This window comes from Pararhizobium gei (assembly GCF_029223885.1).
Lineage (GTDB): Bacteria > Pseudomonadota > Alphaproteobacteria > Rhizobiales > Rhizobiaceae > Pararhizobium > Pararhizobium gei.
Window position 1 is genome coordinate 181,712 of record NZ_CP119410.1, and the last position, 26,353, is coordinate 208,064.

A 26,353-nucleotide genomic window follows, 5' to 3' on the forward strand; every position below is an offset into this window, starting at 1 on the left:
CATATCACGATCCGCAAAGGGGGACATTGAAATGGCGGTGTTTCAGACAACCGACCTGACCGCGGCGAGCTATTCGGTGGCGCTGTTCGGGCTGGCCGCAACGACGATCCTGCTTCTCATGGGAACGGCCTGGGTGGGGCGGACATGGAAAGTGCCGATCGCGCTCTGCGCCATCGCCGCCCTCGTCGGCATCGGCGCGACCTTCGAGGGACGCGCGGCATGGGCCGCCAACGGCAGCGTGCCGATCGTCTATCACTATGTCGGCTGGATGGTCTCCATGCCGCTGCAGATCATGGCCATGTTCTTCTTTGCCCGGACGGCCGGCAAGTTGGGTGCCGGTTTGTTCTGGCGCCTGCTGATCGTTGCCGTGCTGATGGTGTTCGTGCGCTATCTCGGCGAGGCCGGCTTCATGCATCCGACGCTCGCCTTCCTGATCGGCCTCGTCTTCTGGCTCTACATTCTCGGTGAGTTGTATTTCGGGCAGATGGACGATGTGGTCCGGTCCTCCACCGGGGACTATCTGCGGCGCGGATATTTCTGGCTGAGGCTGATCGTCACCATCGGCTGGGCGATCTATCCGCTCGGCAATTTCCTGACCGCCTTCGCAGGCATTCCCGACGATGGCAGCCTGACGGTCGCCTATAACGTCGCCGACATTCTCAACCGCATGGCCTTCGGCATCGCCATCCTTGCCACCGGCGCGCTCATTTCCAACGAGGTGCGCCATGCGTAACGCACGTCGCCTGCCCGCCACCCCCGCACCTTCAGAAGGAGAACGTCCATGAACGGCGCAAACGTCATTGCCATCATCATTCTCGCCGCGATCGTCATCGCCGTCGCGGCCTATCTCCTGCACTGGCTGTACCGGCGCTCAACCAAGGATGTCAGCTTCGTGCGCACCGGCTTCGGCGGCGAAAAGGTCGTCATGGGCGGGGGCGCGCTGGTGCTGCCGATCCTGCACGACCTGACCGAGGTCAACATGAACACGCTCCGGCTGGAAGTGACGCGCGCCCGCGAAAAGTCGCTTATCACCAAGGACAGGATGCGTGTCGAACTGACCGTCGAGTTCTACGTCCGCGTCGCCCCCAATGACGATGCAGTCGCCACGGCTGCGCGCAGCCTGGGCAATCGCACCATGAATGCCGAGCAGCTGAAGGACCTCATCCAGGGCCGGTTCGTCGATGCCATGGGTGCCGCCGCCGCCAAGATGACGCTGGAACAGATCCACGAAAACCGGCAGGCCTTCGTGCGCGAGGTGAAGACCGAAGTGGCGGACAGCCTCGAACTCGACGGGCTGGAGCTGGAATCCGTCTCGCTCACCTCGCTCGACCAGGCGGATATCAAGCTGTTCGATCCTTCCAACACGTTCGACGCGGAAGGCCTGACGCTTCTGACCGAGCAGATCGAAAGCCGCAAGAAGAAGCGCAACGATATCGAGAAGGATACCGCCGTCGCCATTCGCGCCAAGAACCTGGAAGCGGAAAAGCGCAGCCTCGATATCCAGCGCGACAGCGAATATGCGCGCATGGTCCACGAAGCCGAGGTTTCCATCCAGCGCGCCACGCGGAAATCCGAGATCGCTGCCGAGAACGCGGTACGGGAACGCGAGATCGAATCGGTGAAGATCCGCGAACGGGAAACCGTCGAGCGGACGCGGATCGAGATGGAGCGCCAGATCGAGATGCTGGAGATCAAGCGCCGCGAAACCGTACAGATCGAGGAGCAGGCGCTGGATATCGCCGTGTCGCTCAAGTCGAAGCAGCGATCGGAGGCCCAGACGGAGGCCGAGAATGCACGGGCGTCGATGGTCGAGGCGCAGGAACGCGTCCAGACCATCCGCGACACCGAGGTCGCCAATCGTCAGAAGGCGATCGAACTGATCGACGCCGAGCGTGTGGCGGAAGCGGACGGCGCCCGTCAGCGCATCTCGGCACAGGCGGAAAAGGCAGCGGCGCAGGATCTCGCCGATGCCGACCGCATCACCGTGGCCGCACTAGAAGAGCGGCTTCGGGTCGAGGCCGACGGCAAGCAGAAGCTCAACGTCGCCGAGAACCTGCGGTCCGACAGCAGCCGCAAATCCGCGCTGCACAAGGCCCTGGTCGAAAACCTTCCCGCCATCATCCGCGAAAGCGTCAAGCCGATGGAGCGGATCGAGGGCATCAAGATCCTTCACGTCGAAGGCCTGCCGGGTCTGTCGGGCGCTGTGGGAAGCGGCGGCCCGATCGGCGCCGAACCGTCAGGCCCACGGGACGGCAATCTGGCCGAACAGGTGGTCAGTTCCGCCTTGCGCTACCGCACGCAGGCGCCGTTCGTCGATACGCTGCTGGGAGAGATTGGGCTGACGGGCGATACGATCCACAGGGCCCATACGCTCAGTGACCTGTCGAAGATCGTCTATACCGAACCCTCGGCGCCGGAGCCGCGCGCCAAGGGCAAGGGCAACTGAATACGCCAGGGGACCGGGCGGCGCACGCCGCCCGGTCCCGGTCCTTCCATGAATTTTCCGCTGGAGCCTGAACGATGCTTTCGCCTCTTCCGATCGTCGAACGCAGCATCCTTGTCTTTTCGACATGGGCCGTCCTCGGCTTCCTCGGCCTCGGCCTTCTGCTGGAAGGACTGACGCGCGACAGCGTCACGCTGTCATCGCTCGGCGTCGGCGGCATCGTTCTTGCCTTCGTGGTCCACATCGTCATCAACGGCGTGTTCGACACCGGTTTTTCGCCCGGTGAAACGGCCCTTGGCATTGGCGCCTACGGGTTGCTGGGGCTGGTCTTCGTCATCGGCGCCATAACCGGGGAAACGACCATGGCGGACTTCTATTCCGGGCTTATCTTCTTCGGCGTGCTGGCCTTGGGGTTCCTGACCTATCTGTTCACCCGGCATGGATTGCGCGGAGCGTTCTCGCGCTTCCACGTGAAGCCCGCCTCGCTCGGTGAGGGCGCATAATGATCTGGCTGTCGCTCTACGGACTATTCTACATCGCGATGACGCTCTATTGGGCGCGCGTCGGTGCCCGCGAAAATGGCGACTTCGAAACCTACTTTTCGGCCGGCCACGCCCTGTCGCCCTGGGTGTCGGCGCTGGTGCTGGCCGGGGCCAGCCTTTCGGGCTGGGCCATCCTCGATGCATCGGCCGAAGTCGGGCATTCCGGTTTCGGGTTTCCCGCCCTGCTGCAGGCCGGCATTGCGCTTGCGCTGCCCGGTGTCCTGTTCTTCAAGCGCATCTGGCTGGTCGGCCAGAGATTGCGGCTGTCCTCCCAGAGCGAATTGCTGCGCAGCTATTACGGCTCCGAATTCCTCGTCTGCGTGTCGACCGTCATCGCCGTGCTGTTCGCGGTCGCCTTTGCCGGCCTGCAACTGTCGGCCCTGTCCCGGCTGGTGGAAGGGCTGACGGGCGGTGCGGTCTCGGCGCCGGTTGCCGCGACGCTGCTGGCGGTGGTTCTTTTCGGCTATGTGGTGATCGGCGGCATGCGCATCGTCGGCTATCTCGGCGCCATCCAGGCCGTGCTGGCCGCAGCATCCGTGGTGGGTTTCGCCGGCTTTGCCCTCATCGCCGTCGGCGGTTTCGGCGCGCTGAACGCGGGACTTGCAACTCTTTCGGCGGATCCTTTGCAGGCCGGTCGCTTCATGGTTTCGGGCGTGATCCAGTTTACTACCGGCGCGGGTCGCGAGGCTGCGGCCGGACACGAGGGAACGGCGCTGGCCAGCCTGTCGATTGCTTTCGCGCTCATGGGTTTCCAGGCAAGCCCGCTGGCACTGAAGGTCATCCTGTCGATGCGCACTCCACGTGCACTTGCGGCCGGCCAGACCTGGGTGATGGCCGGCGCCTATGGCGGGCTGGTCGCGCTGTGCGTCGGAACGGTCGGTGCGGCCTCTCTCATCCGGCCGGATCTGGGGCTTTCCGGCCTGCTGGCGAGCCTGTCGCCGTGGTTTGCCGCCTGGCTGTTCATCGGCCTTCTGGCCGGGGTGCAGCTGATGGCCGGGCTCGGCCTGCTGACCGCCGGCGAGGCACTTGTCCGGCATCTCTACAAGCCTTGGTTTCACGGGCGTCTCGGCCGGCGGGACACCGTGACCCTGACGCGTGTCGTCATCGGGCTTCTTGCCATCGCCTCCGTCCTCATGCAGGCCCTGACGCCCGTCACGCTGTCGATGCTGGGATCGCTGGCTCTTCCGCTGTCCTTCCAGCTGTGGACCCCGCTTCTCGGCATCACTTGGCTGCGGTGGATCACCCGGCCGGCGGCCGTCACCGGCGTTGGCTTCGGCATTGCCGGCGTGCTTCTGACCGAACCTCTCGGCATTGCCGTCCTCTCGTTCTTCGGCCTTGACGTTCCGTGGGGACGGGCGCCGTGGACCCTGCATTCGGCCGCCTGGGGCATGGCGGCAAACCTTGCCGTCACCCTGCTGGTGTCGGCGTTTACCCAGCGTCGCGGCTTTTCCGAAGAGGCGCAGGAAATCCGCCGGTTTCTCGGCATTGCATTGAGAACGAGTGCGCGGGCGCGGGCGCTGCGCTCCACGGCCTGGTCCGTCTCGCTCGCATGGCTGTTCCTCGCCGTCGGGCCGGGGCTGGTGTTCGGCAACGGCGCATTCCTCGGTCCGGACCGGCAATGGCTCGTCGGCATGCCGTCGCTCTGGGGCTGGAGTCTGCTGTTCTGGGCGCTGGGCGTCGGCCTCGTCTGGTTCCTGTCCTACAAGATGGAAATGGCCAGTCCTCTGTCCATGGACATTCCCGCCTATGCACCCCACCCGAAGCTTCGCGTTCATCAGGACGCGCAGGAACGCGACCGCGTGCGCGCGCTTGTCGTCACCTCCGCCGTCGCCTTCGCACTGATCGTTCTCACCGCGCTTGGCTTTAGCCGCTGAGCAACAGGCAGGAATCCCCCATGCCCCCCTTCGTCTTCAACACATCCAGAAGCATCCAGTTCGGCGCTGGCGCGCTGGCGCGGCTCGGGGAGATTGCCCGGCCGCTGATCGGCTTGCGCGTGCTTCTGGTGACGGATCCCGGTCTGCGATCGACCGGCATCGTCGATCGCGCCCTTGCAGTGCTGTCGGATGCCGGCATGGAGGTTACGCTGTTTTCGGACGTACAGGCCGACCCGCCGGAAGCGATCATCCTGCGGGCGGCTTCCCTCGCGCAGGAGGCGGGCATTCAGGGCGTGATCGGCCTCGGCGGCGGGTCCTCGCTCGACGTAGCGAAGCTGGTGGCACTGCTTGCTGTGGGCAAGGAGAGCCTTGCCTCCGTCTACGGCGTCGGCAAGGCGCAGGGGCCGAGACTGCCGCTCATCCTCGTTCCGACGACGGCGGGAACCGGTTCCGAGGTCACGCCCATTTCCATCGTGACAACCGGGGCATCCGAAAAGATGGGCGTCGTGTCGCCCGTCCTGTTGCCGGATGTCGCGATCCTCGATCCCGGACTGACCACCGGATTGCCGCCTCACGTCACGGCGGCGACCGGCATCGACGCCATGGTCCATGCGATCGAGGCTTTTGCTTCCGCCAGTCCGAACAACAATCCCCTGTCGCGCATGCTGGCCGTTCAGGCCTTGCAACTGATGGCGCCCGCCCTTCTGACGGCGGTCCGTAACGGAACCGACGCCACGGCGCGGGGCGACATGCTGCTCGGCTCCATGCTGGCGGGACAGGCCTTTGCCAATTCGCCCGTTGCTGCCGTTCACGCGCTCGCCTATCCGCTCGGTGGCCATTTCCACATTCCGCACGGCCTGTCGAACGCGCTGGTCCTGCCGCATGTCCTGCGCTTCAATGCGGTGACGGTGGCCGGGCCCTACATCGATCTTGCCCCGCATGTCTTTCCGGCCCTTGGGCGGCTCGAAGGTCAGGAGAGGGCAGCGGCCTTCTGCGAAGCCCTCGAACAATTGTCCCGCGACTGCGGCCTTCCGCAGCGGCTGAGGGACATGGACATTACCGAGGACTGGCTGCCGCGTCTTGCGCGCGACGCAATGAACCAGACGCGGCTGCTCGTCAACAATCCGCGCGAGATCACCGAAGCGGATGCGCTGGCCATTTACCGGGCAGCCTACTGACCAAACTGCGGTTCAATCGATGCGCGACGGAGATCGTTTATGTGAACGACCGTTCCGATCAGGACAGGGCGTGCAACGCGATGTTGACGAGGGGCGCGAGCAGGACGTTCAACAGTCCGACTGCGACCATCATCAGGCCGGCGATGGTACCCTCCTCTTCGCCGATCTCGCTGGCTTTGGCGACGCCAGCACCATGGGCGCCCATTCCAAACATGGCGCCCCGGGACAGACTCGATCGAAGGGGTACGACGCGCATGACGATCTGTCCGATGATGGCGCCAAGGATGCCGGTGACGATAACAAACACGGCCGTGAGATCCGCAACGCCGCCGATATCTCCCGAGACGCTCATTGCAAAGGGCGTGCTGATGGATCTCGGCAACAGGCTCAGGCGCAATGGGCCATCGATGCTGAGCAAACTCGCCACCGCCCACGCCGACATCATCGCCGCCGCGCTACCGACGAACGCACCGGCGAGAAGAGGCAGCCAGTACCTACGAACGAGCGAGCGCTGGTTCCAGATGGGAACGGCGAAGGCGACGGTTACCGGTCCGAGAAGCGCGACCAGCCAATGTGTGGATCCGATATAATCGGCGTAGCTGACATGGAGAAACCCCGTGAGGACAATGAGGATTGTCGGCACGATAATCAAAGGCGACAGAAGCAGCACATGCCAGCGCCAATACGCCCAGCGCGCGGCGAGGTAGAGGCCGATCGTCAAAGCTGGCCACTGAAGGTAGGTGAGGAATCCAGCAAGCATTTTATGGCTGTTTCGGGCGAACGGCGAGAGACATGACGATCTCGACTGCAACGCCGGTCATGGTCATGACCACGAAGGTTCCCGATACGATGACGAGCAGGACCTTGAGACCAAGCAGGCCCAGCAACTCGTGATGATCGATGATGGCGAGAACCGCGGGAATGAAGAACAGCAGCATTTCGCCGATAAGCCACCGTGCTCCGCCCCCCAGACTGGCAGGGCGAATGATGCCGCATGCAAAAAGCGCAAGCACGATCACCATGCCGATGACGCCACCGGGGATCGGAAGAGAGAGAGCGGTCGCAATTGCGTTGCCGACGAGCCAGAACAAGCAGATCACGACAGCTTGAAAGAGGTGGCGACCGTACTGCAAAATATCACGCATAATGTGCTCCATAAACCTTGCAGTAATTTACACGGAGCTGTCGTATTCGTAAAACGAATTGAATTCACGTAAAGAAGTCTTGAAGGGAATACTGATGGAGCTGCGTGCGTTGAAAGCGTTTGTGGAGGTTGCGCGGCAGGGCAGCTTTTCTCTGGCTGCGAAATCGCTCTTTCTGACGCAATCTGCTGTCAGCAAGTCTGTGAAGCAGCTCGAAGACGATCTCGGCGTCATCCTGCTCGACCGGCTGGGTCATCGCTCGGCAATGACCACCGCCGGCGAGGTCGTCTTTGTGCGGGCGGTGAAAATGCTGACGGAGCGTGACGATCTTGTGACGGAACTGAGCGAGTTGCGTGGGCTGCGCCTCGGCAAGTTACGGCTGGGGCTGCCGCCCATCGGAAGCGATGTCCTTTTTGCGCCGCTGTTTACGATCTATCGCAGCCGCTATCCCGGAATCGAGATACAGCTCGCCGAATACGGAAGCAAGAAGCTGGAAGAACTGGTGCGATCGGGTGAGGTCGATCTCGGGGCCTCGCTGTTGCCATTGCCGGACGAGTTTGAATGGCGCAGCGTTCGGGAAGAACCCATGGAGGTCCTGTTGCCTGCTTGGCACGCCCGCTCACGAGATGAAAAGCTTGCGCTCGGCATGCTCAAAGATGAGCCTTTCATCTTGTTCGACAATGACTTTGCCTTGAACGCGCTGATTCTGAAGGCATGTGAAGAAGCGGGCTTTCAGCCCAACATCGTCGCACGAAGCAGTCAGACCGGTTTTATCGTGGAATTGGTCGCATCCGGTCTCGGGATCGGATTTCTCCCGCGGTTCATGGCGGAGGGCCGCAAGCACTCTGGCGTTTGCCACCGCCCTGTAATCGACCCCTCCATTTCATGGCATCTTGCATGGATGTGGAGGAAAGGATCCTATCTATCGCATGCGTCCCGCGCGTGGCTGGATCTGGACCATGAGCCCAACATGCTGCTGCAGAGTTGACCGGGCCGCGACTGCAAACGGCCCGATCCACAATACTTACAGCGCACCGGAATCTTTTGCTGCTGGCAGCAAACGGCGCTCATTTCACTTGAGAATTGACAAGTATCCGGTTGCTGGCCAAACGTAATGGAACTGCATTTTTGACCGGGTCGGGAGGACTGGGCCGTCGGATGGGTGCCGTGCGCGGGAGGCGCATGCCGTTTCACTGTTTCAACAGCGAAACGGCGGCGGCATGGATAGTTCTGGAGGAACATCATGAAGGGTGACTATCGTTCATTTCCGACCGCGGCGACACCCGCACGTGAGAGCGGAGCCTTGGGTACGGGTGCCGATATGGGCACTCTCCTTGGAAACAAATACGAGATCGGCGGCAGCAGGCTTTTGCATTCTTCCGTCGATCTGGGATGGCGCAGTTCGGTCACGGCTGAGGTGCGTCGTCATGAAGAGTTGCATTGCGAACCTTTCGTGCAGCAGGTGAACGAGGTGATCATAGCGCTGTCGGGGTCGGCGCAGATCCGTCGGCGCGCGGATGGAGCGGAGCAAAAATTCGTGTCCCGCCCCGGTTCGGCCTGTATTTGTCCAAGAGGCGTCGCGGTCAAATATCTGCATATCCATGCCGGTTCCCTGGATATGCTGCACCTGTACCTTCCACAAAATCTTTTTGGAAATCTCGAATGCTCCGACAACAGTCCGATCGACTCCGGCCTGATGTATACGGGCGGTTTTTTTGATCCTCTGGTGCAGCATATCGGACTGGCGATAGCCGAGGAGATGCAAACGGAAGGTTCTACTGGCCGTATACTGCTGGATTCTCTCGGGGTCGCACTCGCCGCCAGAATGCTGCAGCATTACACGCGCCAGGACCCCAAAAATTTCACGGGGTCCTATATGGACTCGAAGGCGGCCGGCGGGCTTGATCGTCTGCGGCTGAACCGCGTTCTGGACTACATGTATCAAAATGTCGGCGCGGATATATCGTTGGAAGAGTTGGCGAGCGTCGCGTGCCTGAGCATCTATCATTTTGCCCGGGCGTTCAAATTGGCGACGGGCAGTGCGCCACTTCATTATTTCACGGACTTGCGCATATCCCGCGCCAAGGCTTTGCTGACAGACTCGGGTAAAACGCTGGAGGATATCGCGTCCTCGACAGGTTTTTCATCCGGGGCGAACTTGACCCGAGCGTTTAAGAAATCTGTTGGGGTATCGCCGACCCAATATCGAACGGGCGGTTGATCACAAAAAGAGGCTGCTGGATTTATGCTTCGGGCGTGATGGTCGGCAAATTCTGTGCGCCTCGTCATACTTTCGCGCGTTGAACCGCAAAGCCGAATATCCATCCCTACAGGGCTGCAAATATGCTCAGCCCTCCGTCATGATCTGCACGGTCATGTCCTTGTTGTGCTGCCAATACACGAGGAATAGGCAACACGCCTTCCGGGTCGGAGCATCGACTAGGAAGTCCTTTGCGATGTCGATGCGGCGGTCGTGAAAATGGTAGGAACGCTCAAACAGCAATTGCTGCTATTAAAAAAGCAAGATGCGGACTGGCGGGTGTCGATATGCTGTTTAGCTTATAAAATCAGCGGGACACCAATTAAGGGCGGCATCCGTACAGGCAATAAATGAGTTACAGCGACGGATCGTTGCAAGTCATGTGTGCACTTAGATATTTGACATGAAATGCCGTTCATCATGACGACGATCGGATTAAAACGTGTATCTGGAATGCGGCACTGCGACGAGAAATAGAGCTGGAGACGGGGACGGATAAAATTCGGTTTGGCTCGTGCGGAGGATGTCGGGCGAGTTGATTGAAACCGAGCTTAAGGACTGTCATCGTTAGGCAGTCGTAGACGAAGCGAGGAGGCTACGTCGTGGGCAAAATGAGCAACACCGCTGCAGACCGCAAGCCGCATGTGTCACCAATTGTTAAATCGTTTGTTCAAACAAGTGTCGGCCCTATAGAGGTCGCCTGTTTCGGCATTGGAGCAGGCGATCCCGTCATTCTCATCGGTCATGGCTTGGGAGGGTGGACTTCGCTGGCTCAAATTGCACTGCAATTGGTAGAAAAAAAGCCGGATCTGCGTATTCTCGCTTGGTCAAGACCTCGGTTTAAGTTGAGTGCCGTCAACGAGCAGACAACTGCTGCGTTTGAGCCGCTGCTTTATGAGGCCAATGTCGTTCTTCCGGCTCTGATGAATGCAATGCAGATTGGCGCGGCGCAATTTTTGGCGCACTCAGACGGAGCAACGGTCGCAATGATGTTTGCAGGGCTCTTTCCTGAGAGGACATTAGGTGTCGTTGCCTTGGCTCCATATGGAGTAGCAGATTCTTACCTCCGCTCGGCTTTGGAGGCATTGCCAATCCAGGAAATGGGTGAGAAATTTCCTGAAATCATCTCTGTCGATGATCCTCAGCCTGCAGTGGCTTATCGCACTTGGCGTCACCAAAGAATTTCGGAGTGCCATAGAAACTGGTCAGCCCTGGCGCTGTTTGCTCAAATCTCTGCCCCACTTGTCGTCGTGCAAGGGACGCTCGACAGGTTTTTGAGTACTAGCCAAATGAATGCAATTTCCAGCTGTATCCTTGGGCCTCTCAACTGGATCACACTGCGAAACGCCGGTCATTTTCTGCATCTCGAAGTCCCTGAACAAATTACGGCATTGGTTCTGTTGCATCTGCGGAGTGTTGGCGCACTGCCAGCTAAGGTAACCCTGTAATAGGATGATCTCGACTTCCAGTCCGCAAATCGCATTTCAGCAAAGTCAGCTCGGGTCAACGGCAAACCAGCGACGTCGGGATCATCGTGACCCAATCGGTATTCTAAATTGAGGAGGAACTCTGGCGGCGTAGCTGACTAGCCGCCAGAAAACAAACGGTAAGATCTGCATCTTGCGACGGTGAGATACCCTGGCACGTTCGGCCCTGTTGGACCGATACTCACTGTTGCCTCCCTACCGGCGGTTCTGGTGCGTTGATATTCACCAGAGTCGCCTGACTTGTCTCGGAGAGTCATCAAGCTGTTCGTAGACCAAGGAGAGCGTCGGCATTGCCGTGGGCGATTCGCTCCCTGTCCGCGGGAGAAACCGGGAGGCTGTTGAGAAACGCCACGCCGGCGGTATTCGCGGCGTACGGATAGTCGACTGAGAACAGGATGCGATCCGCACCAAAAGCGGTCAGCGCGGCGAGAAACGCGGACGTGTCGAAGAAGCCACTGGTCGTGATCCAAACCTGATCCAGAATAGTTTGCGATACGGTCCGCAGCCGTCCCGCTTCTGCTCCCGTCCCGAAGGTCTAATCAACGCGTTGAGCAGCATTGGGAGCAACTCACCCAAGTGACCGATGATGAGCTTCAGACCCGGGTTCCGATCGAGCGTGCCGGACAGCACGAGGCGAAGAATGTGAATCGCCGTTTCAGAATGCCAGCCGAAGCCGGCGTTGGACAGCAGATACGATGAAATTTCGCCCGGCAGTCCGCTATAATAAGCATCCCGCACTGCACGTGGCGGCGGTCCGGGATGAATATAAAGCGGGGACCCGAGCGCCTCGGCACGCGCCAGGATAGGAGCGAACCGCGGGTCGTCCAGGAACAGTCCATCCGTGGTCCCATTGATGGAGGCCCCGCGAAAACCGAGCTTTTTCACGCAGCGCTCCAGTTCGTCAGCCGCCGCCGCGGGTTCTTTCATAGGCAAGTGGGCGAATGCCGCGAAACGATCCGGATTTTTTTCGACCGCAATGGCAAGTCGATCATTGTAGTCGCGCGCAAAGCTTATGCCTTCTTCTCCTGCCAGCAACTCGGCGCCCGGACCTATGACAGACAGCACTTGCAGGGTAAGTCCGGCCTGGTTCATCGCATCGATGCGCCCCTCCTGTATATCGCCCAGCGCCTCGTTGAGAGGTCCCGGCCCCCAATGACCGCTCGACGGCACCCAGCCGGCTTCTACGGCAACCGAAGCCGGAATTCGTTGGGTCATTTCAGGGAGCATGACATGCTCCTCTAAAGCAATGATACGCATGATCTCGTTTTCTCCATTGGACGGCGGAAACTCTGAAAGTACGCCGGCAGCAATGTCAGTATCGCGTCTATTAATGGCGTGATACGCGTCGAAATGACTATCGATATCGAAAATCTGCCAATCGCACCCGTCCGAGCGCCGACGGCAGCCGCGTGGGACGTCGAGTTCGCGACACCCGCGATGGCGTTGCTTGTCGGGTACGACGAGGACTGGGTTGAGTTGCCGCTGCACGAGCATGCGAGCGGGCAACTTATCATCGCGCTGAGCGGTGCGGTAATGTGCCATGTTCCAGGGTCTTTATGGATCGTCCCGACAGGATGCGCCGTGTGGGTTCCGGCCGGCCTTCGCTACCGCAGCCCGGCATCGCCGCACTCGCGCATATGCATGCTGTTCGTTAAACAGGATGCCGCCTGCCTGCCTTATAATTGTTGCACCCTCGAGATTACCCCCTTGGTGAGGGAGATAGTCCTGCGCCTCGTTGGCACGACCGTAGGGAGCGACGCCGACGAGCACGAACTTCTTCTGATGAAGGTATTATTGAGGGAACTGGAGGGGATGCCGACTGGCGGACTGAGGCTCCCGGTTTCGTCCCATCCGAAGATGGTGGCGATCCAGGAGGCGCTGATGGCGCACCCGGGCGACCGCACGACGCTTGCCGAATGGTCCGGCCGAACCGCGACCAGCGAGCGCACCCTGGCCCGCTTGGTGTTCAGGGAAACGGGAATGACCTTCGGCCGATGGCGGCAGCAGCTCCATCTGCTTGTTGCGCTCTCTAAGCTGTCCGACGGAGTGCTCGTACAGCAAGTCTCCGATGCCCTTGGCTACGAGTCGGCAACGTCTTTCATAACAATGTTCCGTAAGGCATTGGGAACAACGCCGTCGCGCTACTTCGACCGCACAGTTGCCGATCCGCAAAGGCTTAGAAGGTAAAGTCACCAAGCCGAATAGTTTGGTAAGTCCCTTAAAAAGCAAACCATGTTCGTTTCTCCATTATCGGTGCGACTTGCTGCAAAGGCGTTTGTACGGCGATCTTCTGGACTGTGAGGCGAGCGGCGGCGTAGCGATCAAAGGCCTTGAGAAGGATTGAGGACCAGTTCACTTTAAATCGGCGTCTGTCTCTACTTAAATTGAGGCCTACATCTTGCTCGATTCAGAGATTTCCGCCGCTGGCATTCCCGGTGCTGCTGTTTCCCTTGATCGGACCACCCAATGTGGCCTTGAACCACTCGACCACCCGGTCGATGATCGGCGGCTGATACCAGGTGAGATCGCCATGACCTGCGCCCTCGACAAGAACGTACTCAACCTTGTCGCCCTTCTTCTTCAGGGCCTCAAAGAGCTGCACGCTCTGGAGGGGCGAAACGAGCGTGTCGGCGCTTCCATGCATGATGAGGAACGGCGGCTTGCTGCCTTCGACATGGCCCATGGGACTTGCCTGTAAGGCCTTCTCGGGGTCGCTACCGATCGATGCACCGGGGAAATCCCCAAACGCCGTGCCGTTCACCAGCAGCGCCTCGGTCACCGCCGGTGATTGATGCACCTTTGCGATATCATCCGGAAAGCCGTCGCCAATTTCCAGAAGGTTCGAGATCCCGTACATCGTCACGGCCGCCTGGACGTCGGAGGATTTGTCAAGAAACTGCCCCTTGTCGAAGCTCTTCTCGCCATTCGTCATGCCCATCATCTGCGACACATATCCGCCGGCGGAATCCCCGAGCACGCCGATGCGGGCAGGATCGATACCGTATTCGTCCGCATGTTTGCGCAGATAGCGGATCGCAGCCTTACCGTCCTCGACGAGAGCTGGATACTTGTTCGGAACCGTGCGGTATTGCGCAGCCGCGACCACGAAGCCCGCCTTGGCGAGCGGCATGCGTAGGTCTATGAACTTCTCATGATCCGCCGAGATAAAGCCGCCGCCCGGAAAATAGACAATCGCCGGTTTCAGATCTTTGGTCCGCGGCACGAGCAGCGACATTTCAAGCTGGGTGACGGCTCGAACTTGCTTGATTTGCGTAAAAACCACGCCGCTGATCTCATCGATCTGGCCTTGTGTTTTTTCGACGCGGACAACCTGCGCGCCCTCTGCGTAGCCCGGAAGCGAGGTTTTATCGTCAGCTTGAACAAGACTGCTGGCCACTGTGGTTGCTCCCCAAAACAAGGTGCCAAGAAGTATCTTCTGCTTCGTCTTCATTTCGATTTTTTCCTACGGATGGGATTAGATCACGCCTTAGACGGTGGTTGGTACATTGCATATCAAGAGCCCGCACGTCCGGCGGCTACGTTACGCTCACGCCGGCTTTCGCTTGGATGCGCTTTCGACGGTCGTCCAGAACTTCTCGGCCAACTCCGTCATCCGCGATCGGGATCGGATCAGCACGATCTTGACCGGCACCATCCACTTCTCGTCGCCGGCGATTGCGAGCTTTCCTTCAGGCTCCAGCTCGGAACTGGCAAGGCTGCTTGGTATCCAGGCAACGCCTTTCCCTTCCAATGCCAACGCTTTCAAGACCATTGCCAAATGGGATGTGAACACACGAGCGAGATGCAGTTCGCTCCCCACGTGGGGCAGATTGGCGGCCAAGATTCGCCCCATTCCTGATTTCTCGTCGAACGAAATATGTGCGACCGGATCCGATGGCGTGCCTGGCAGCTTGTAAATCGGCGCTCCCTTGTCATTCTTCTGCGCAACCGGGAGAAGGACGTCGCTGGCAAGTTCCATGTACTTGAAGTCTGCGTCATGCAGACGAATTCCGCTGTTCGGATGGAAGTGGCAGAGCAGAAACTGGGCTCGGCCTTCTGCCATCATCCTCTCGCACTCGTTCATATTATCCGAAAGGAGCCGGATCGGGACGGTCGCCACCGACGAGCCCAGACTTTGGACCCAACCCGGGAAAAAGGTGAAGGACAATGCATGCGTCGCCGCAAACGTTAGGGTGGCGGTCGCAGCCCGTTCGTGGCTCAAGTCCTGAACGGCCCGTTCGATTCTTTGAAGAATATCGTTTGCGGCATCGAGCATGATTTCGCCGGCGGGCGTAATCCTGATGCGGTGTGTCGAACGGTCGACCAGAACCGATCCGCTCCAATCTTCAAAAGCCTTTATCCGTCGACCAAAAGCGGGCTGGGTGATGTTGCGCAGCTCCGCTGCCCTCGAGAAATTGAGGGTGTCGGCGAGTGCTCGCAAGTCCAAAAGCCAGGCAGTATCCATCTCATTCTCTCACTTCCGGCACCAATTGAAGCCGAAACGGCATTGGACCGTCAATCGCTTGTTCGCGAATGTTGCGTTGAGGAGTGCCGTTGTTGGAGACGACGGCAAATGGGAGGAAGAAATGAAGTTACTACCGATCATAGCGGCCTTTACGCTATCAGTCACCTCGGTTTTTGCGGCCGATTACCCAGAGCGCAACATATTCATGGTGGTTCCCTACGCAGCGGGCGGGCCAACCGATACCATTGCCCGGCTGACCGCAGACGCCATGTCGAAGTCTCTCGGCAAGCAGATCGTCGTGGAGAACGTTGCGGGCGCAGGTGGAACGATCGGTGCCCGGCGCGTGGCGGACGCCGACCCCGACGGTTACACCATCCTCGTCCATCATATCGGAATGGCGACCGCACCAGCCCTCTACAGACAGCTACCCTACAAACCGACGGAAGCTTTCGAATCGATCGGCCTCGTCAGCGACGCCGCGATGACGGTGATTGCGCGCAATGAGTTCCCGGCTTCGACGTTTCAGGAACTCGTCGCCTACATCAAGCAGAACGGTAACAAGGTAACCTATGCCCATGCCGGGATCGGAGCCGCGTCCCACCTCTGCGGCACGTTGTTCATGTCAACAATCGGAACCCAGATGACGACCGTTCCGTACAAGGGAAACGGCCCGATCATGACGGATTTGCTCGGCGGCCAGATCGATATGACCTGTGACCAGGCGACGAACACGGTCGGTCCGATCACGCAGAAGCAGGTGAAGGCATATGCGATCACCAGCGATGCACGGGCTGCCACGCTGCCCGACGTGCCGACGACCACCGAGGCCGGATTGCCTGAATTCAAAGTCGGGGTCTGGCATGGCGTCTACGCGCCCAAGGGCACTCCGAAAGAAGTCCTGGACAAGCTGACGACGGCACTCCAGGCCGCAATGGAAGACGCTACCTTGAAAGAACGCTTCGCGCAGATCGCCACCATGCCTGCGACGAAGGAGCAGGCGACCCAGGAGGCGCTTCGTACGAAGCTCGATTCCGAAATCAAGCGGTGGGATCCGATCATCAAGGCTGCCGGTCAGTTCGCAGATTAACGGTGATGGTTCGACTGCGGGGTAAAGCCCGCAGTCGAACGGAGGGCTTCCATGGATATCAAGAATATTGCCGCCTCCGGCACGCTGCTGGCTGTCGGGATCGGGTTCGGCATATCATCCATATTTACAATGGATGTCGGATCCGCGCTCAGAATGGGCCCGGGCTATTTCCCTCTGATCCTGTCGATCGTCATCACGGTGATCGGCATCGCCATCGGCATAAAGGCCCTCAGGGACACTGAAGGCTTTCACCCGCAGATCGCACCCTTGCGGGCTCTGGCCGCCATCATCATCGCGCCGATCCTGTTCGGCCTGACCGTCCGTGGCCTGGGGTTTGTGCCAGCGGTTGCGCTCACCTCGTTGTCCGCGGCAACAGCGGCGACCGGGCAAAGGCCGCTCGTCGTTCTCGCCATCACGCTCGGCATTACCGTGTTCTGTCTCGGCGTCTTCTATTATGGCCTCGGGCTGCCCGTCCGTCTTATCGGCCCCTGGTTGGGAGTTTAGGCTATGATGGACCTCATCGGAAATCTCGGGCTCGGCCTGAGCGCCGCGCTGACGCCCTACAATATTCTCTTTTGCTTCGTTGGCACGCTGCTCGGAACGCTGGTCGGCGTTCTGCCGGGGATAGGTCCGACGGCAACGATCGCCATGCTCCTGCCGATCACCCTGTCGCTTTCGCCCGAAACATCCCTGATCATGCTTGCCGGCATCTACTACGGCGCACAGTACGGCGGCTCGACGACGGCAATTCTGATCAATCTGCCGGGCGAATCCTCGTCGGCCGTGACGGCCCTGGATGGATACCAGATGGCACGGCAGGGGAGGGCCGGGCCGGCGCTTGCGGCCGCGGCGTTGAGTTCCTTCTTTGCCGGCACCATCGCGACGGTGGTTGTGGCCGCCCTCGCACCGCCCTTGACCTCGATCGCTTTGAAATTCGGCTCGCCCGAATATTTCGGGCTGATGGTGCTGGGTCTTGCCGCTTCCATCGTTCTTGCGCGCGGATCGGTGTTGAAAACGATCGCCATGGTGTCGATGGGCCTCGTCTTCGGACTTGTCGGAACCGACATCAATACCGGAGCGATGCGCTTCACGCTTGGTCGACCGGAACTGGCAGACGGATTGAATTTCGTGGCCGTCGCCGTCGGTCTTTTCGGCATCGCAGAAATCCTGCGAAACCTGGAGACGACGATCGAGCGGACCTCCGTTATCAGCCGTGTGGCAGGCCTCTGGCCAAGTCGTGCAGATTTCAGGGCTATGATCGGTCCAGCGTGCCGGGGCACTTTGCTCGGATCGGCTCTCGGCGTTCTTCCGGGCGGCGGCGCGATCCTGGCGTCGTTTGCGTCCTATGCGCTTGAGAAGAAAATCTCCAAGACGCCGGAGCGATTTGGCCAAGGAGCGATCGAGGGTGTGGCGGGGCCGGAGGCCGCGAACAACGCCGGGGCGCAGACCTCGTTCATTCCCATGCTGACCCTTGGCGTGCCGGCCAATCCCGTCATGGCGCTGATGATCGGCGCGATGATCATCCAGGGGATCGTGCCGGGACCACAGGTTGCAACTGAGCAACCCGTTTTGTTTTGGGGCCTCATCGCCTCGATGTGGATCGGCAACCTGCTTCTGGTCATCCTCAATTTGCCTCTAATAGGCTTGTGGGTTAAGCTTCTGACCGTTCCCTACACGGTGCTCTTTCCGGCCATCCTCGCCTTCGCCTCCATCGGCGTCTACAGCGTGAACTCCAACACGTTCGATCTCTATGTGATGGCAGCGTTCGGTGTGTTTGGCTACGCTCTGTCGAAGCTGGATTTCGAGCCTGCGCCCATGCTGCTGGGCTTCGTCCTCGGGCCCCTGCTGGAGGAGCATCTGCGCAGGGCGATGACGATTTCGCACGGCGACGTTTCCGTCTTCTTTACCCGGCCCATCAGCGCAGGACTTCTGACGGTTGCCCTCATCGTGCTGATTGTCGCCTTTCTTCCTAACATCGCGAGACGTCGCAAACAGGTCTTCGTCGAGGAAGACTGATAGAATTGGAGCATGACTTTGGAAAAAAGAACCAACCGCATACACAAGATCGCTTCCATCGCCGGTGACGGCATCGGCAAGGAAGTCGTTCCCGAAGGCCTCCGGGTTCTTGAAGCGGCGTCGAAGAAGTTCGGCTTCGAGCTCCAGATCGACACCTTCGACTTTGCCTCCTGCGACTACTACGTGAAGCACGGCCAAATGATGCCGGAGGACTGGAAGGCGCAGATCGGCAGCCATGATGCCATCTTCTTCGGCGCAGTCGGCTGGCCAGAGATCGTTCCCGACCATATCTCGCTCTGGGGCTCGCTCATCCGGTTCCGGCGCGAGTTCGACCAGTATGTCAGTCTGAGGCCCGTGCGGTTGATGCCGGGCGTGACCTCGCCGCTGGCCGGGCGTGGTCCAGGGGACATCGATTTCTACGTCGTCCGTGAAAACACCGAGGGCGAATATTCATCGGTCGGCGGGCGCATTTTCCCGGGAACCGAGCGGGAAACGGTTCTCCAGGAAACGGTGATGACGCGCATCGGCGTCGATCGGATCCTGAAATTCGCCTTCGATCTCGCGCAGACGCGCCCCCGCAAGCGGCTGACCTCCGCCACCAAGTCGAACGGTATCTCCATCTCGATGCCCTATTGGGACGAGAGGGTCGAGGAGATGGCGAAGTCCTATCCGGATATCGCCTGGGACAAATACCATATCGATATTCTCTGCGCCCATTTTGTTCTCAATCCCGATCGCTTCGACGTGGTTGTGGCATCAAACCTGTTCGGCGACATCCTGTCTGATCTGGGACCGGCCTGCACCGGTACGATCGGCATCGCGCCGTCGGGAAACATCAACCCGGAGCGGAAATTCCCCTCTTTGTTCGAGCCCGTCCACGGATCGGCGCCGGACATCGCAGGACAGGGCGTTGCCAATCCGATCGGCCAGATATGGTCGGCCGCGATGATGCTGGAACATCTTGGAGAGTATGACGCCAGCGCAGCCGTGATGGCTGGCATCGAGACCGTTCTCGCGGACCAAAGGCTGCGGACACGCGACCTTGGCGGAAGCGCGGATACCGTCACCTGCGGAACTGCCGTCGCGGAGACTCTTGGATGACATGACCGGCTTAGGTAATGAGTGCGCCGGCAGGTAACCACTATTTGAAGCCAAAGCGGCATAGGCGGCAATCATTGCTGTGGAGCCGGATAGAGCCGGTGCAGTCAGTTCCCCTTGTTTCTGCCGCATATTCTTCATTCCATTTCGTCGAACTGTGAGAGATGCCATGCCGAAACGGCACTAATACAAATCGTCAGAGCATTGGAATGTGCGGCTACCCCCGGCTACCAAGGCTTTAGTCCTCTCGTCTGATCGCTACGAAGGTGCGGCAGAGAGGCCACATTCGCTACCTACCTAAAAACTGAACGGGAGATCCAAATGCGTATCGTCGACGTCTGCGAAGTCACCAAGCCCATCGCTTCGCCCATCCGCAATGCCTATATCGACTTCTCGAAGATGACAGCCAGCCTCGTCGCCGTCGTCACCGATGTCGTCAGGGACGGTCGCCGCGTCGTCGGCTATGGCTTCAACTCGAACGGTCGTTATGGCCAGGGTGGCCTTATCCGCGAACGGTTCAAGGACCGTATTCTCGAAGCCGATCCGGCAGACCTGATCAACGACATCGGCACAAATCTCGACCCGCACAAGATCTGGGCGAAAATGATGATGAACGAAAAGCCCGGCGGTCATGGCGAGCGGTCGGTCGCCGTTGGCACCATCGACATGGCGATCTGGGATGCGGTCGCCAAGATCGAGGGCAAGCCGCTCTTTCGCCATCTCGCCGACATGAAGGGCCGGGAAGCCAACCCGAAGGTCTTCGTCTATGCCGCCGGCGGCTACTACTACCCAGGCAAGGACAACAGCGCGCTGCGCAAGGAAATGCGCGGCTATCTCGACCGCGGCTACAATGTCGTGAAAATGAAGATCGGCGGCGCCTCCATTGACGAAGACCGCGGCCGCATCGAATCCGTCCTGGAGGAAATCGGCTCGCAGGCGAAGCTTGCAGTGGATGCAAACGGTCGCTTCGATCTGGAGACCGGCATCGCCTATGCCAAGATGCTCCGCGACTACCCGCTCTTCTGGTACGAGGAAATCGGCGACCCGCTGGACTATTCGCTGCAGGCGGCGATCTCCGAATTCTACGATGGCCCGATGGCGACCGGCGAAAACCTCTTCTCCCACCAGGATGCCCGCAACCTGCTGCGCCACGGCGGCATGCGGCCCGACCGTGACTTCCTGCAGTTCGACTGCGCGCTTTCGTACGGTCTCGTCGAGTACCTTCGCACGCTCGACGTGCTGCGCCAGTTCGGCTGGTCGCCGTCGCGCTGCATCCCGCATGGCGGTCACCAGATGTCGCTCAACATCGCCGCTGGCCTCGGGCTGGGCGGTAACGAGAGCTATCCGGATCTGTTCCAGCCCTATGGCGGCTTCCCGGACGGCGTGAAGGTCATCGACGGCCACATCACCATGCCGGAACTGCCGGGCATCGGCTTCGAAGGCAAGTCCGACCTGATCAAGGTCATGCGTGAACTCGCCGAGTAGTGGTGTCGTGCGTCGGGAGCGTTCATGAAGCTCCCGACGCTTTTTCTTAGACTGATACGCAGCGCGATCTGGCGCGCACCTATTTTCCGTTCACAGCATGATACGCGTATCAAGCCCGTACCGGGGCGGGGCGCCGAGATGGTCGCGCAGGGTCGTTCCCGAGTAGTCGTGATGAAATAGTCCGCGTTCCTGCAGGAGAGGGACCACCTGATCGACGAGCGCATCGATACCGTCCTCGTAGACGTCGGGCGACAGCCAGAAGCCATCGGCCGCACCCGCCTCGAACCAGGTCTGCATATGGTCGGCAGCTTCGACCGCCGGGCCGGCGATGACCGGGTGGTAGTCGATCACGCCATGCGCCAGAATATCCCGCAGGCTCCAGCCCTCCCGAGCGATGTCGAGGGCACGGGCCGACCGGGGATCGCGCGGTGAAGGGCGAGCAGTCACAAGTTGAGCCGTTGACAGCGGCTCGTCGAGCCGTGCCGCGTCTAGCTGCAATCCCAACATCTGCCCGAGATATTCTACGCGCTGCGGGAAGGTTTCCCCGCTGACCGTAATCCGGCGATCAAGCCCGCTTCGTCTGTCGGGCGTGATCGTCGTCATGAGGCCGGGGAAAAACTTTATCTCGTCAGGATCGCGACCAACACGTTCCGCAGCGTTGCGGAGCGCCATGCGCTGGGCACGGGCCGCCTGGATGGTGTAGACCGCCCCGATCACGCCGCTTGCATAACGGGCCGCGACCTCCAGTCCCTGATCGCCGCCGCCCGCCTGGAAGATGACCGGCTGACCCTGTTCGGATGGCGGCAGCGGCAGCGGACCGCTGGAACCAACGTAGTTTCCCTGAAGATTGATTGGCCGTATCCTCGAAGCATCCGCGAAACGCCCCGACGCGGCGTCGTGCAGCCATGCTCCCTGTTCCCAGCTACCCCAGAGGGCCTGAACGATCTGGATCGACTCGTGCAACCGCTGATACTTTTCGCTACGGGGCGGAAGATTGCGACCATAATTGGCGGCGATCGCCGGATCGCTGCTAGGGACCGCATTCCATCCCGCCCGGCCATGGCTCATCAGGTCGAGAGCCTTGAACTGCCGTGCAAGGTTATAAGGCTCGTTGAATGTGGTCGAACCGGTCGCGACCAACCCGATCCGTTCGGTCCCGCGCGCGACGGCCGCGAGCGTTATCATCGGATCGATGTTGATCATCGGTGCTTCGGTTTCGACATTGCCGGTCAGCGCCGGAAAGTCCGGCATGAACAGGAACTGAAACTTGCCCCGTTCCGCCGACTGGGCATAGCGCACCTGGCTGTCGAAGTTCGTGTAGTTCCGGGGATCGACCCCGGCCATGCGCCATGCACCCGGCTGGGAGCCATAACCGTTTCCGAAATGCATTCCGATCATCATTTTACGCGACATTGTCGATTCCATTTTCCGGCACCCCCGCGGTTTACGGGCCGCGGGTCATCAGTTTTTTTACCGGGGATTATATCCGTTGCTACCGAGTGGCTATCTACAGGAACAGGGCCCTGTTCAAACGCACGAGGAAATCCGCGTCGGGATTGCTCTTCGTATCGCCAAGCCTCTCCTGAACGGCAGCAACGGAAAGGTCTCGCCGCTTTGGCAACCGGGATCTTTCCGCGGCGGCGAGTACATAGGGCATCTCTAAGGCCGTGAGGTCCGTGCAATAAACGGGAGAGCCCGGCTGCTGGCGCCACGACTCCGCAAGCGTTCCAGCATCGACCGCGTCAAATCCCGTGTCGCCGACAAGCGCCATGGCGACAAGTCGGTCGCGTTCATTGTCTGCAGCGACCGGTATAGCGATCCGATCCGGGTGCCCAGCAGGTTTTCCCAGTCGGGCGAAAGAATCGGAACCGATTGCATTCCAAGCCTTTGCGACTGGTCGGCCGAGTTGTCTGGATACCCAGACGCTCTCGGCTTCGCCCGCCTCGATATCGGCGATCTCGGTGTCGCGCATCGGATAGTAGTTGGACGTGTCGATAACGACGACGTCCTTTGGAAGAGCGGCAAGTTTGGCAGCGATTTCGGGCAGGCGGTTGAGAGGGATCGAGAGAATCAGGACGTCCACGTCCTCGACGGCCTGTTCGAACGTTACGGCGCGTCCGCCGAATGCAAGCACTGATGGCGCGATCGTCTCAGGACCACGTGAGTTTGCCACCTTCACATCGTACCCAGTTCTGCTGAGTTCACGGACCAGCGTTTTTCCGATGTGGCCCGCGCCAAGAATACCAACTTTCATGATGTTTCCTGCCCTGCTCACGCTGTTACGGCGCGGTTGCGGGCGACGATGTTGTCGTGGGTCAGGCTCTCGCCCCCTTCCATGAAACCCTTGATCAGAGTCTCGCGGTTGTCCGCCGAGCGGTTCGGGTCTGCTTTTCCAAGAGCCGTTTTCAGCTCGTCAGCCGTCAGTTCCGTGCAATAGGCAGGCGTGCCCGGCTGCTGTCGCCATGAGGTCGCAAGGCCCCCGGCATCGAAGGCGTCGAAGCCTGTCGCCTCGACCAGTTCCAGCACGCGCGATTTCTTTTCAGGATCGTCGCCCGCGACCGGAAGGGCGATGCGGCCGGGTTGCGTCTTGTCTGCGCCTTTCTTGGCAAGGGTCTCGGCAAGCACTGCGTTCCACGCCTTGATGATGGGCCGCTCGATCTGCTCGGTGACCCAGACCGCTTCCGGCTTGCCGTCATCGATCTCGGCGATCGCACCGTCGCGGAACGGATAATAGTTGGATGTGTCGATAACGACGACGTTCTCGGGAACGGTCTGAAACAACGCGGCGAGATCGCGATGCGCTGCGAACGGGATGGAGAGGATCACCGCATCCACACCTGTTACGGCATCTTCCCGGGTCGTTGCCGTCGCACCGACTTCGGCGGCAAGGTCGCGGATCGATTCCGGCCCCTTGGAATTGGCAAGCTTGATCTCGTGCCCTGCCGCCGCGAGCTTGCGTGCCAGTGTCGAACCGATGTTGCCTGCGCCAATGATTCCGACCTTCATTGTCATTCCCTTGCTGAGAGTATTGAACTCAACGCACTCCGATGGAGACGTGACTTTTCGTGCTCCGAAGAATAGGTATAGCTAGATGATACGGCAAGAACCTACTTTAAAGTGGGTAACCCACCTGGAGGTAAGTATGGCTATAGAGAGAGACTGGCGCTGCGACGATCCCAAGCGGCAGTTGATCTGGGCAGCAGCGACCAGGGACGCTCTTCAGGTCCTTGAGGGCAAGTGGAAAATTGTCATCATCTGCCAGCTGTTTGGTGCGAAGGGGCCGCTAAGATTTTCGGAACTTGAGAAGCGTGTAGAGGGCGTGAACCAGAAAATGCTCATCCAGCAACTCAAAGAACTGGAGAAAGACGGTATCGTCACGCGAACCGTGTTTCCTCAGGTTCCGCCCAGGGTAGAGTATGCGCTCAGTGAGATGGGGATCGCCCTTGGTCCATCCATGGCGGAACTGATTGACTGGGCTTTTATGCGACGTGACGCACGTGCTGCGGTGTCGCAGGATCCCGCGTAAGCGGCAATACCACTCCCAGCGACCCGGGCGTCGCGCATTGATTTTTAGCAGGCTGTTCGAAGGTTTGCGGGTAGAAGAGAGGGAGACGCCAACAGGCGCTTGCCAGAAGGAATTAATCGGACAACCCATGCTCCAACAGGAGTCTGGCTGCATCGCGGTTTGCTTCAACAATTCCACCGTTAGGAATGGATTGCGCCATCACAAACGAACCCTGAACGAGTGACAGGATTTGGATGACGGCTTGCTCAGGCTTATCTAAAGCGAGCGGCTTAATCAGCGATTCAACGAATTCATGCAGTTCCGTGAAATACTCGGCAATTGTCGCCTGCACCTCTGGAGTGTTTGCCTCGGGTCCGAATTCTGCCAATCCTCTCGCAAACGAACAACCGCGGAAAGTTTTTGCCCTGAGAGGTTCATCTATCGCGTCGAAAATCGCGAGCACCCGCTCAGGCGGTGATAGGCCAGGCTTTTCGGTCGCGGTCGCGAGCATCTGGAACCAGATGACTCTCTTGTGGCGCAGATAGGTAGCGATGAGGGTGGCCTTCGAGGGGAAGTGCTTGTAAAAAGTCATCTTCGCCACGCCGCTCTCGGCGATGATCCGGTCTATCCCGACAGAGTTGATGCTAAGCCGGTAAAACAGGTCAGACGCAGTCTTCAATATGCGTTCTCGCGGCGCGAGGGCTTCAAGCGAGTGCCCATCCACATCTACAAACTCAAGCACGCTGCGCGTCTGCATTTCCGTCACCTCAGATCATTGGCCGACATATAGACAGACTATTCTGTAAATTCCGGGATTGCAAATACATACAGGTCTGTCTATTGACGGTTTACGGCCAAAGGATTTCAAAGAGAGAGAACTGAAGATGAGCGGAAAAGTCGTTATTGTCACAGGCGCAAGCAGTGGTTTCGGAAACCTCACGGTGCTGGAACTCGCAAGGCGGGGCCATACGGTGGTTGCGACCATGCGGGACGTTGAGGGAAGAAATGCTAAGGTCCGAACGGACCTTATCGACTCATCGAAAGCCGAAGGCCATGAGCTGCAAGTCCTTGAAATGGACGTCGCCGACGAGGCCTCGGTCAATTCCACGATCGACCAGGTCTTCAAGCAGCACGGAAAGATCGATGTTCTGGTCAACAATGCCGGACTTATGCCCGTCGGGGTCACCGAAGCCTACACGGTGGCAGACATCGAACGGCTATTTGCGGTGAATTTCTTCGGCGCCGTACGGGCAGACCGCGCTGTTCTGCCGCATATGCGTGCCGCCGGCAGCGGACTCCTCGTGCACGTGACATCCCTGATGGGTCGGGTGGTTTTTCCGTTCTTCGGCACCTACTCCGCGAGCAAGTTTGCGCTCGAGGGGCTTGCCGAAGCCTATCGGTATGAACTGAAGGGCTTCGGAATCGACTCCGTCATTGTCGAGCCGGGGCCATTCCCGAGCAACCTCATCTCGTCGAGCCCGGAGCCATCCGACCAGACCGTGCTTGCGTCCTACGGCGAGGTCGCGGCGATCCCCGGTCAGATCAAGGCCCACGCCAATGATGGACAGGACGAGGCCAATCCCCCGCGCCCCCAACGCGTGGCCGATGCCATCGCGGAGCTGGTCGAGGCCACGGAGCGGCGTCCATTGCGCACGGTCGTCATGCCCGAAGGTCTGGACTTCGGCGTTCATCGACTGAACGAGGCCGTACGCCCGATTCAGAACGAGATGCTGACTTCGTTTGGCATGTCAGAGATGCTGTGACAGGAGCC

At 59.8% G+C, this 26,353-nt stretch carries 26 protein-coding genes; 16 read left to right on the forward strand and 10 right to left on the reverse strand.

All coding sequences use genetic code 11. From position 1 onward, the window contains the following. Positions 1-31: 31 nt before the first annotated feature. From PY308_RS21895 to PY308_RS21915, 5 genes are all read left to right on the forward strand, one after another. Entirely contained in the window at positions 32-733 is a 702-nt protein-coding gene (locus PY308_RS21895; protein WP_275791287.1) for a bacteriorhodopsin, read from the forward strand. A gap of 48 nt (positions 734-781) precedes the next feature. Next, entirely contained in the window at positions 782-2,446 is a 1,665-nt protein-coding gene (locus PY308_RS21900) for a flotillin family protein (protein WP_275791288.1), read from the forward strand. 74 nt (positions 2,447-2,520) lie between these two features. Continuing rightward, complete coding sequence (locus PY308_RS21905; protein ID WP_275791289.1) at positions 2,521-2,946, forward strand: hypothetical protein; 426 nt, start codon at positions 2,521-2,523, stop codon at positions 2,944-2,946. Beyond that, positions 2,946-4,859, forward strand: coding sequence for a sodium:solute symporter family transporter (locus PY308_RS21910; protein ID WP_275791290.1), 1,914 nt, complete (start codon positions 2,946-2,948; stop codon positions 4,857-4,859). The genes PY308_RS21905 and PY308_RS21910 overlap by 1 nt, the downstream gene beginning before the upstream one ends. 20 nt (positions 4,860-4,879) lie before the next feature. Then, positions 4,880-6,037: an iron-containing alcohol dehydrogenase gene (locus tag PY308_RS21915; protein WP_275791291.1), complete on the forward strand. Its 1,158-nt coding sequence runs from the start codon at positions 4,880-4,882 to the stop codon at positions 6,035-6,037. Between the two features lie 58 nt (positions 6,038-6,095). Here PY308_RS21915 and PY308_RS21920 read toward each other — a convergent pair whose 3' ends face one another. Together PY308_RS21920 and PY308_RS21925 are read right to left on the reverse strand one after the other, a co-directional pair. Beyond that, positions 6,096-6,797 carry an LrgB family protein gene (locus tag PY308_RS21920; protein WP_275791292.1) on the reverse strand — a complete coding sequence of 234 codons (702 nt, stop codon included), beginning with the start codon at positions 6,795-6,797 and terminating at the stop codon, positions 6,096-6,098. Between the two features lies 1 nt (position 6,798). Next, entirely contained in the window at positions 6,799-7,182 is a 384-nt protein-coding gene (locus PY308_RS21925; protein ID WP_275791293.1) for a CidA/LrgA family protein, read from the reverse strand. A 94-nt stretch (positions 7,183-7,276) separates the two neighbouring features. Between PY308_RS21925 and PY308_RS21930 the strand changes: the two genes are divergently transcribed. The 3 genes from PY308_RS21930 to PY308_RS21940 all read left to right on the forward strand — a co-directional run bounded on the left by PY308_RS21930 (position 7,277) and on the right by PY308_RS21940 (position 10,887). Further along, complete coding sequence (locus PY308_RS21930; protein ID WP_275791294.1) at positions 7,277-8,167, forward strand: LysR family transcriptional regulator; 891 nt, start codon at positions 7,277-7,279, stop codon at positions 8,165-8,167. Positions 8,168-8,422: 255 nt separating this feature from the next. Further along, complete coding sequence (locus PY308_RS21935) at positions 8,423-9,400, forward strand: helix-turn-helix domain-containing protein (protein ID WP_275791295.1); 978 nt, start codon at positions 8,423-8,425, stop codon at positions 9,398-9,400. A 650-nt stretch (positions 9,401-10,050) separates the two neighbouring features. Then, entirely contained in the window at positions 10,051-10,887 is an 837-nt protein-coding gene (locus PY308_RS21940) for an alpha/beta fold hydrolase (RefSeq protein ID WP_275791506.1), read from the forward strand. 295 nt (positions 10,888-11,182) lie between these two features. Here PY308_RS21940 and PY308_RS23030 read toward each other — a convergent pair whose 3' ends face one another. Both PY308_RS23030 and PY308_RS21945 read right to left on the reverse strand, forming a co-directional pair. Continuing rightward, a complete protein-coding gene (locus tag PY308_RS23030; RefSeq protein ID WP_350339850.1) occupies positions 11,183-11,431 on the reverse strand; it encodes an amidohydrolase family protein in 249 nt (82 codons plus the stop codon). Further along, positions 11,344-12,468, reverse strand: a complete 1,125-nt coding sequence (locus PY308_RS21945) for an amidohydrolase family protein (protein WP_275791296.1) — start codon at positions 12,466-12,468, stop codon at positions 11,344-11,346. Before PY308_RS21945 ends, PY308_RS23030 begins: the two co-directional genes overlap by 88 nt. A 168-nt stretch (positions 12,469-12,636) precedes the next feature. On the opposite strand from PY308_RS21945, the gene PY308_RS21950 reads away from it, so the two are divergent. Beyond that, on the forward strand, positions 12,637-13,113 hold the full coding sequence (locus PY308_RS21950) for a helix-turn-helix domain-containing protein (protein ID WP_275791297.1): 477 nt from the start codon (positions 12,637-12,639) through the stop codon (positions 13,111-13,113). A gap of 220 nt (positions 13,114-13,333) precedes the next feature. Here the strand turns inward: PY308_RS21950 and PY308_RS21955 are convergent, their stop codons facing one another. Further along, positions 13,334-14,377: an alpha/beta hydrolase gene (locus PY308_RS21955; protein ID WP_275785378.1), complete on the reverse strand. Its 1,044-nt coding sequence runs from the start codon at positions 14,375-14,377 to the stop codon at positions 13,334-13,336. 96 nt (positions 14,378-14,473) lie between these two features. Further along, positions 14,474-15,391 carry a LysR substrate-binding domain-containing protein gene (locus tag PY308_RS21960; protein ID WP_275785377.1) on the reverse strand — a complete coding sequence of 306 codons (918 nt, stop codon included), beginning with the start codon at positions 15,389-15,391 and terminating at the stop codon, positions 14,474-14,476. A 121-nt stretch (positions 15,392-15,512) separates the two neighbouring features. Between PY308_RS21960 and PY308_RS21965 the strand changes: the two genes are divergently transcribed. The 5 genes from PY308_RS21965 to PY308_RS21985 all read left to right on the forward strand — a co-directional run bounded on the left by PY308_RS21965 (position 15,513) and on the right by PY308_RS21985 (position 21,077). Further along, the gene (locus PY308_RS21965) at positions 15,513-16,478 is read left to right on the forward strand and encodes a tripartite tricarboxylate transporter substrate-binding protein (protein WP_275785375.1); all 966 of its coding nucleotides are present in this window, start codon (positions 15,513-15,515) and stop codon (positions 16,476-16,478) included. A 51-nt stretch (positions 16,479-16,529) separates the two neighbouring features. Continuing rightward, positions 16,530-16,982, forward strand: coding sequence for a tripartite tricarboxylate transporter TctB family protein (locus PY308_RS21970; RefSeq protein ID WP_275785374.1), 453 nt, complete (start codon positions 16,530-16,532; stop codon positions 16,980-16,982). Between the two features lie 6 nt (positions 16,983-16,988). Continuing rightward, positions 16,989-18,494 carry a tripartite tricarboxylate transporter permease gene (locus tag PY308_RS21975; protein WP_275791193.1) on the forward strand — a complete coding sequence of 502 codons (1,506 nt, stop codon included), beginning with the start codon at positions 16,989-16,991 and terminating at the stop codon, positions 18,492-18,494. Between the two features lie 12 nt (positions 18,495-18,506). Continuing rightward, positions 18,507-19,595: a tartrate dehydrogenase gene (locus PY308_RS21980; RefSeq protein ID WP_275785372.1), complete on the forward strand. Its 1,089-nt coding sequence runs from the start codon at positions 18,507-18,509 to the stop codon at positions 19,593-19,595. 318 nt (positions 19,596-19,913) lie between these two features. After that, a complete protein-coding gene (locus PY308_RS21985) occupies positions 19,914-21,077 on the forward strand; it encodes a mandelate racemase/muconate lactonizing enzyme family protein (protein WP_275785370.1) in 1,164 nt (387 codons plus the stop codon). A 90-nt stretch (positions 21,078-21,167) separates the two neighbouring features. Here the strand turns inward: PY308_RS21985 and PY308_RS21990 are convergent, their stop codons facing one another. From PY308_RS21990 to PY308_RS22000, 3 genes are all read right to left on the reverse strand, one after another. After that, a complete protein-coding gene (locus PY308_RS21990) occupies positions 21,168-22,490 on the reverse strand; it encodes an NtaA/DmoA family FMN-dependent monooxygenase (RefSeq protein WP_275791298.1) in 1,323 nt (440 codons plus the stop codon). 94 nt (positions 22,491-22,584) lie between these two features. After that, a complete protein-coding gene (locus tag PY308_RS21995; RefSeq protein WP_275791299.1) occupies positions 22,585-23,331 on the reverse strand; it encodes an NADPH-dependent F420 reductase in 747 nt (248 codons plus the stop codon). A gap of 17 nt (positions 23,332-23,348) precedes the next feature. After that, entirely contained in the window at positions 23,349-24,083 is a 735-nt protein-coding gene (locus PY308_RS22000; protein ID WP_275791300.1) for an NADPH-dependent F420 reductase, read from the reverse strand. A 136-nt stretch (positions 24,084-24,219) separates the two neighbouring features. On the opposite strand from PY308_RS22000, the gene PY308_RS22005 reads away from it, so the two are divergent. Next, positions 24,220-24,603: a winged helix-turn-helix transcriptional regulator gene (locus PY308_RS22005; protein WP_275791302.1), complete on the forward strand. Its 384-nt coding sequence runs from the start codon at positions 24,220-24,222 to the stop codon at positions 24,601-24,603. A 112-nt stretch (positions 24,604-24,715) separates the two neighbouring features. Here the strand turns inward: PY308_RS22005 and PY308_RS22010 are convergent, their stop codons facing one another. Then, the gene (locus PY308_RS22010) at positions 24,716-25,339 is read right to left on the reverse strand and encodes a TetR/AcrR family transcriptional regulator (RefSeq protein WP_275791303.1); all 624 of its coding nucleotides are present in this window, start codon (positions 25,337-25,339) and stop codon (positions 24,716-24,718) included. Positions 25,340-25,466: 127 nt separating this feature from the next. On the opposite strand from PY308_RS22010, the gene PY308_RS22015 reads away from it, so the two are divergent. Beyond that, complete coding sequence (locus PY308_RS22015) at positions 25,467-26,345, forward strand: SDR family oxidoreductase (RefSeq protein ID WP_275785359.1); 879 nt, start codon at positions 25,467-25,469, stop codon at positions 26,343-26,345. The last annotated feature ends 8 nt before the right edge of the window (positions 26,346-26,353 follow it).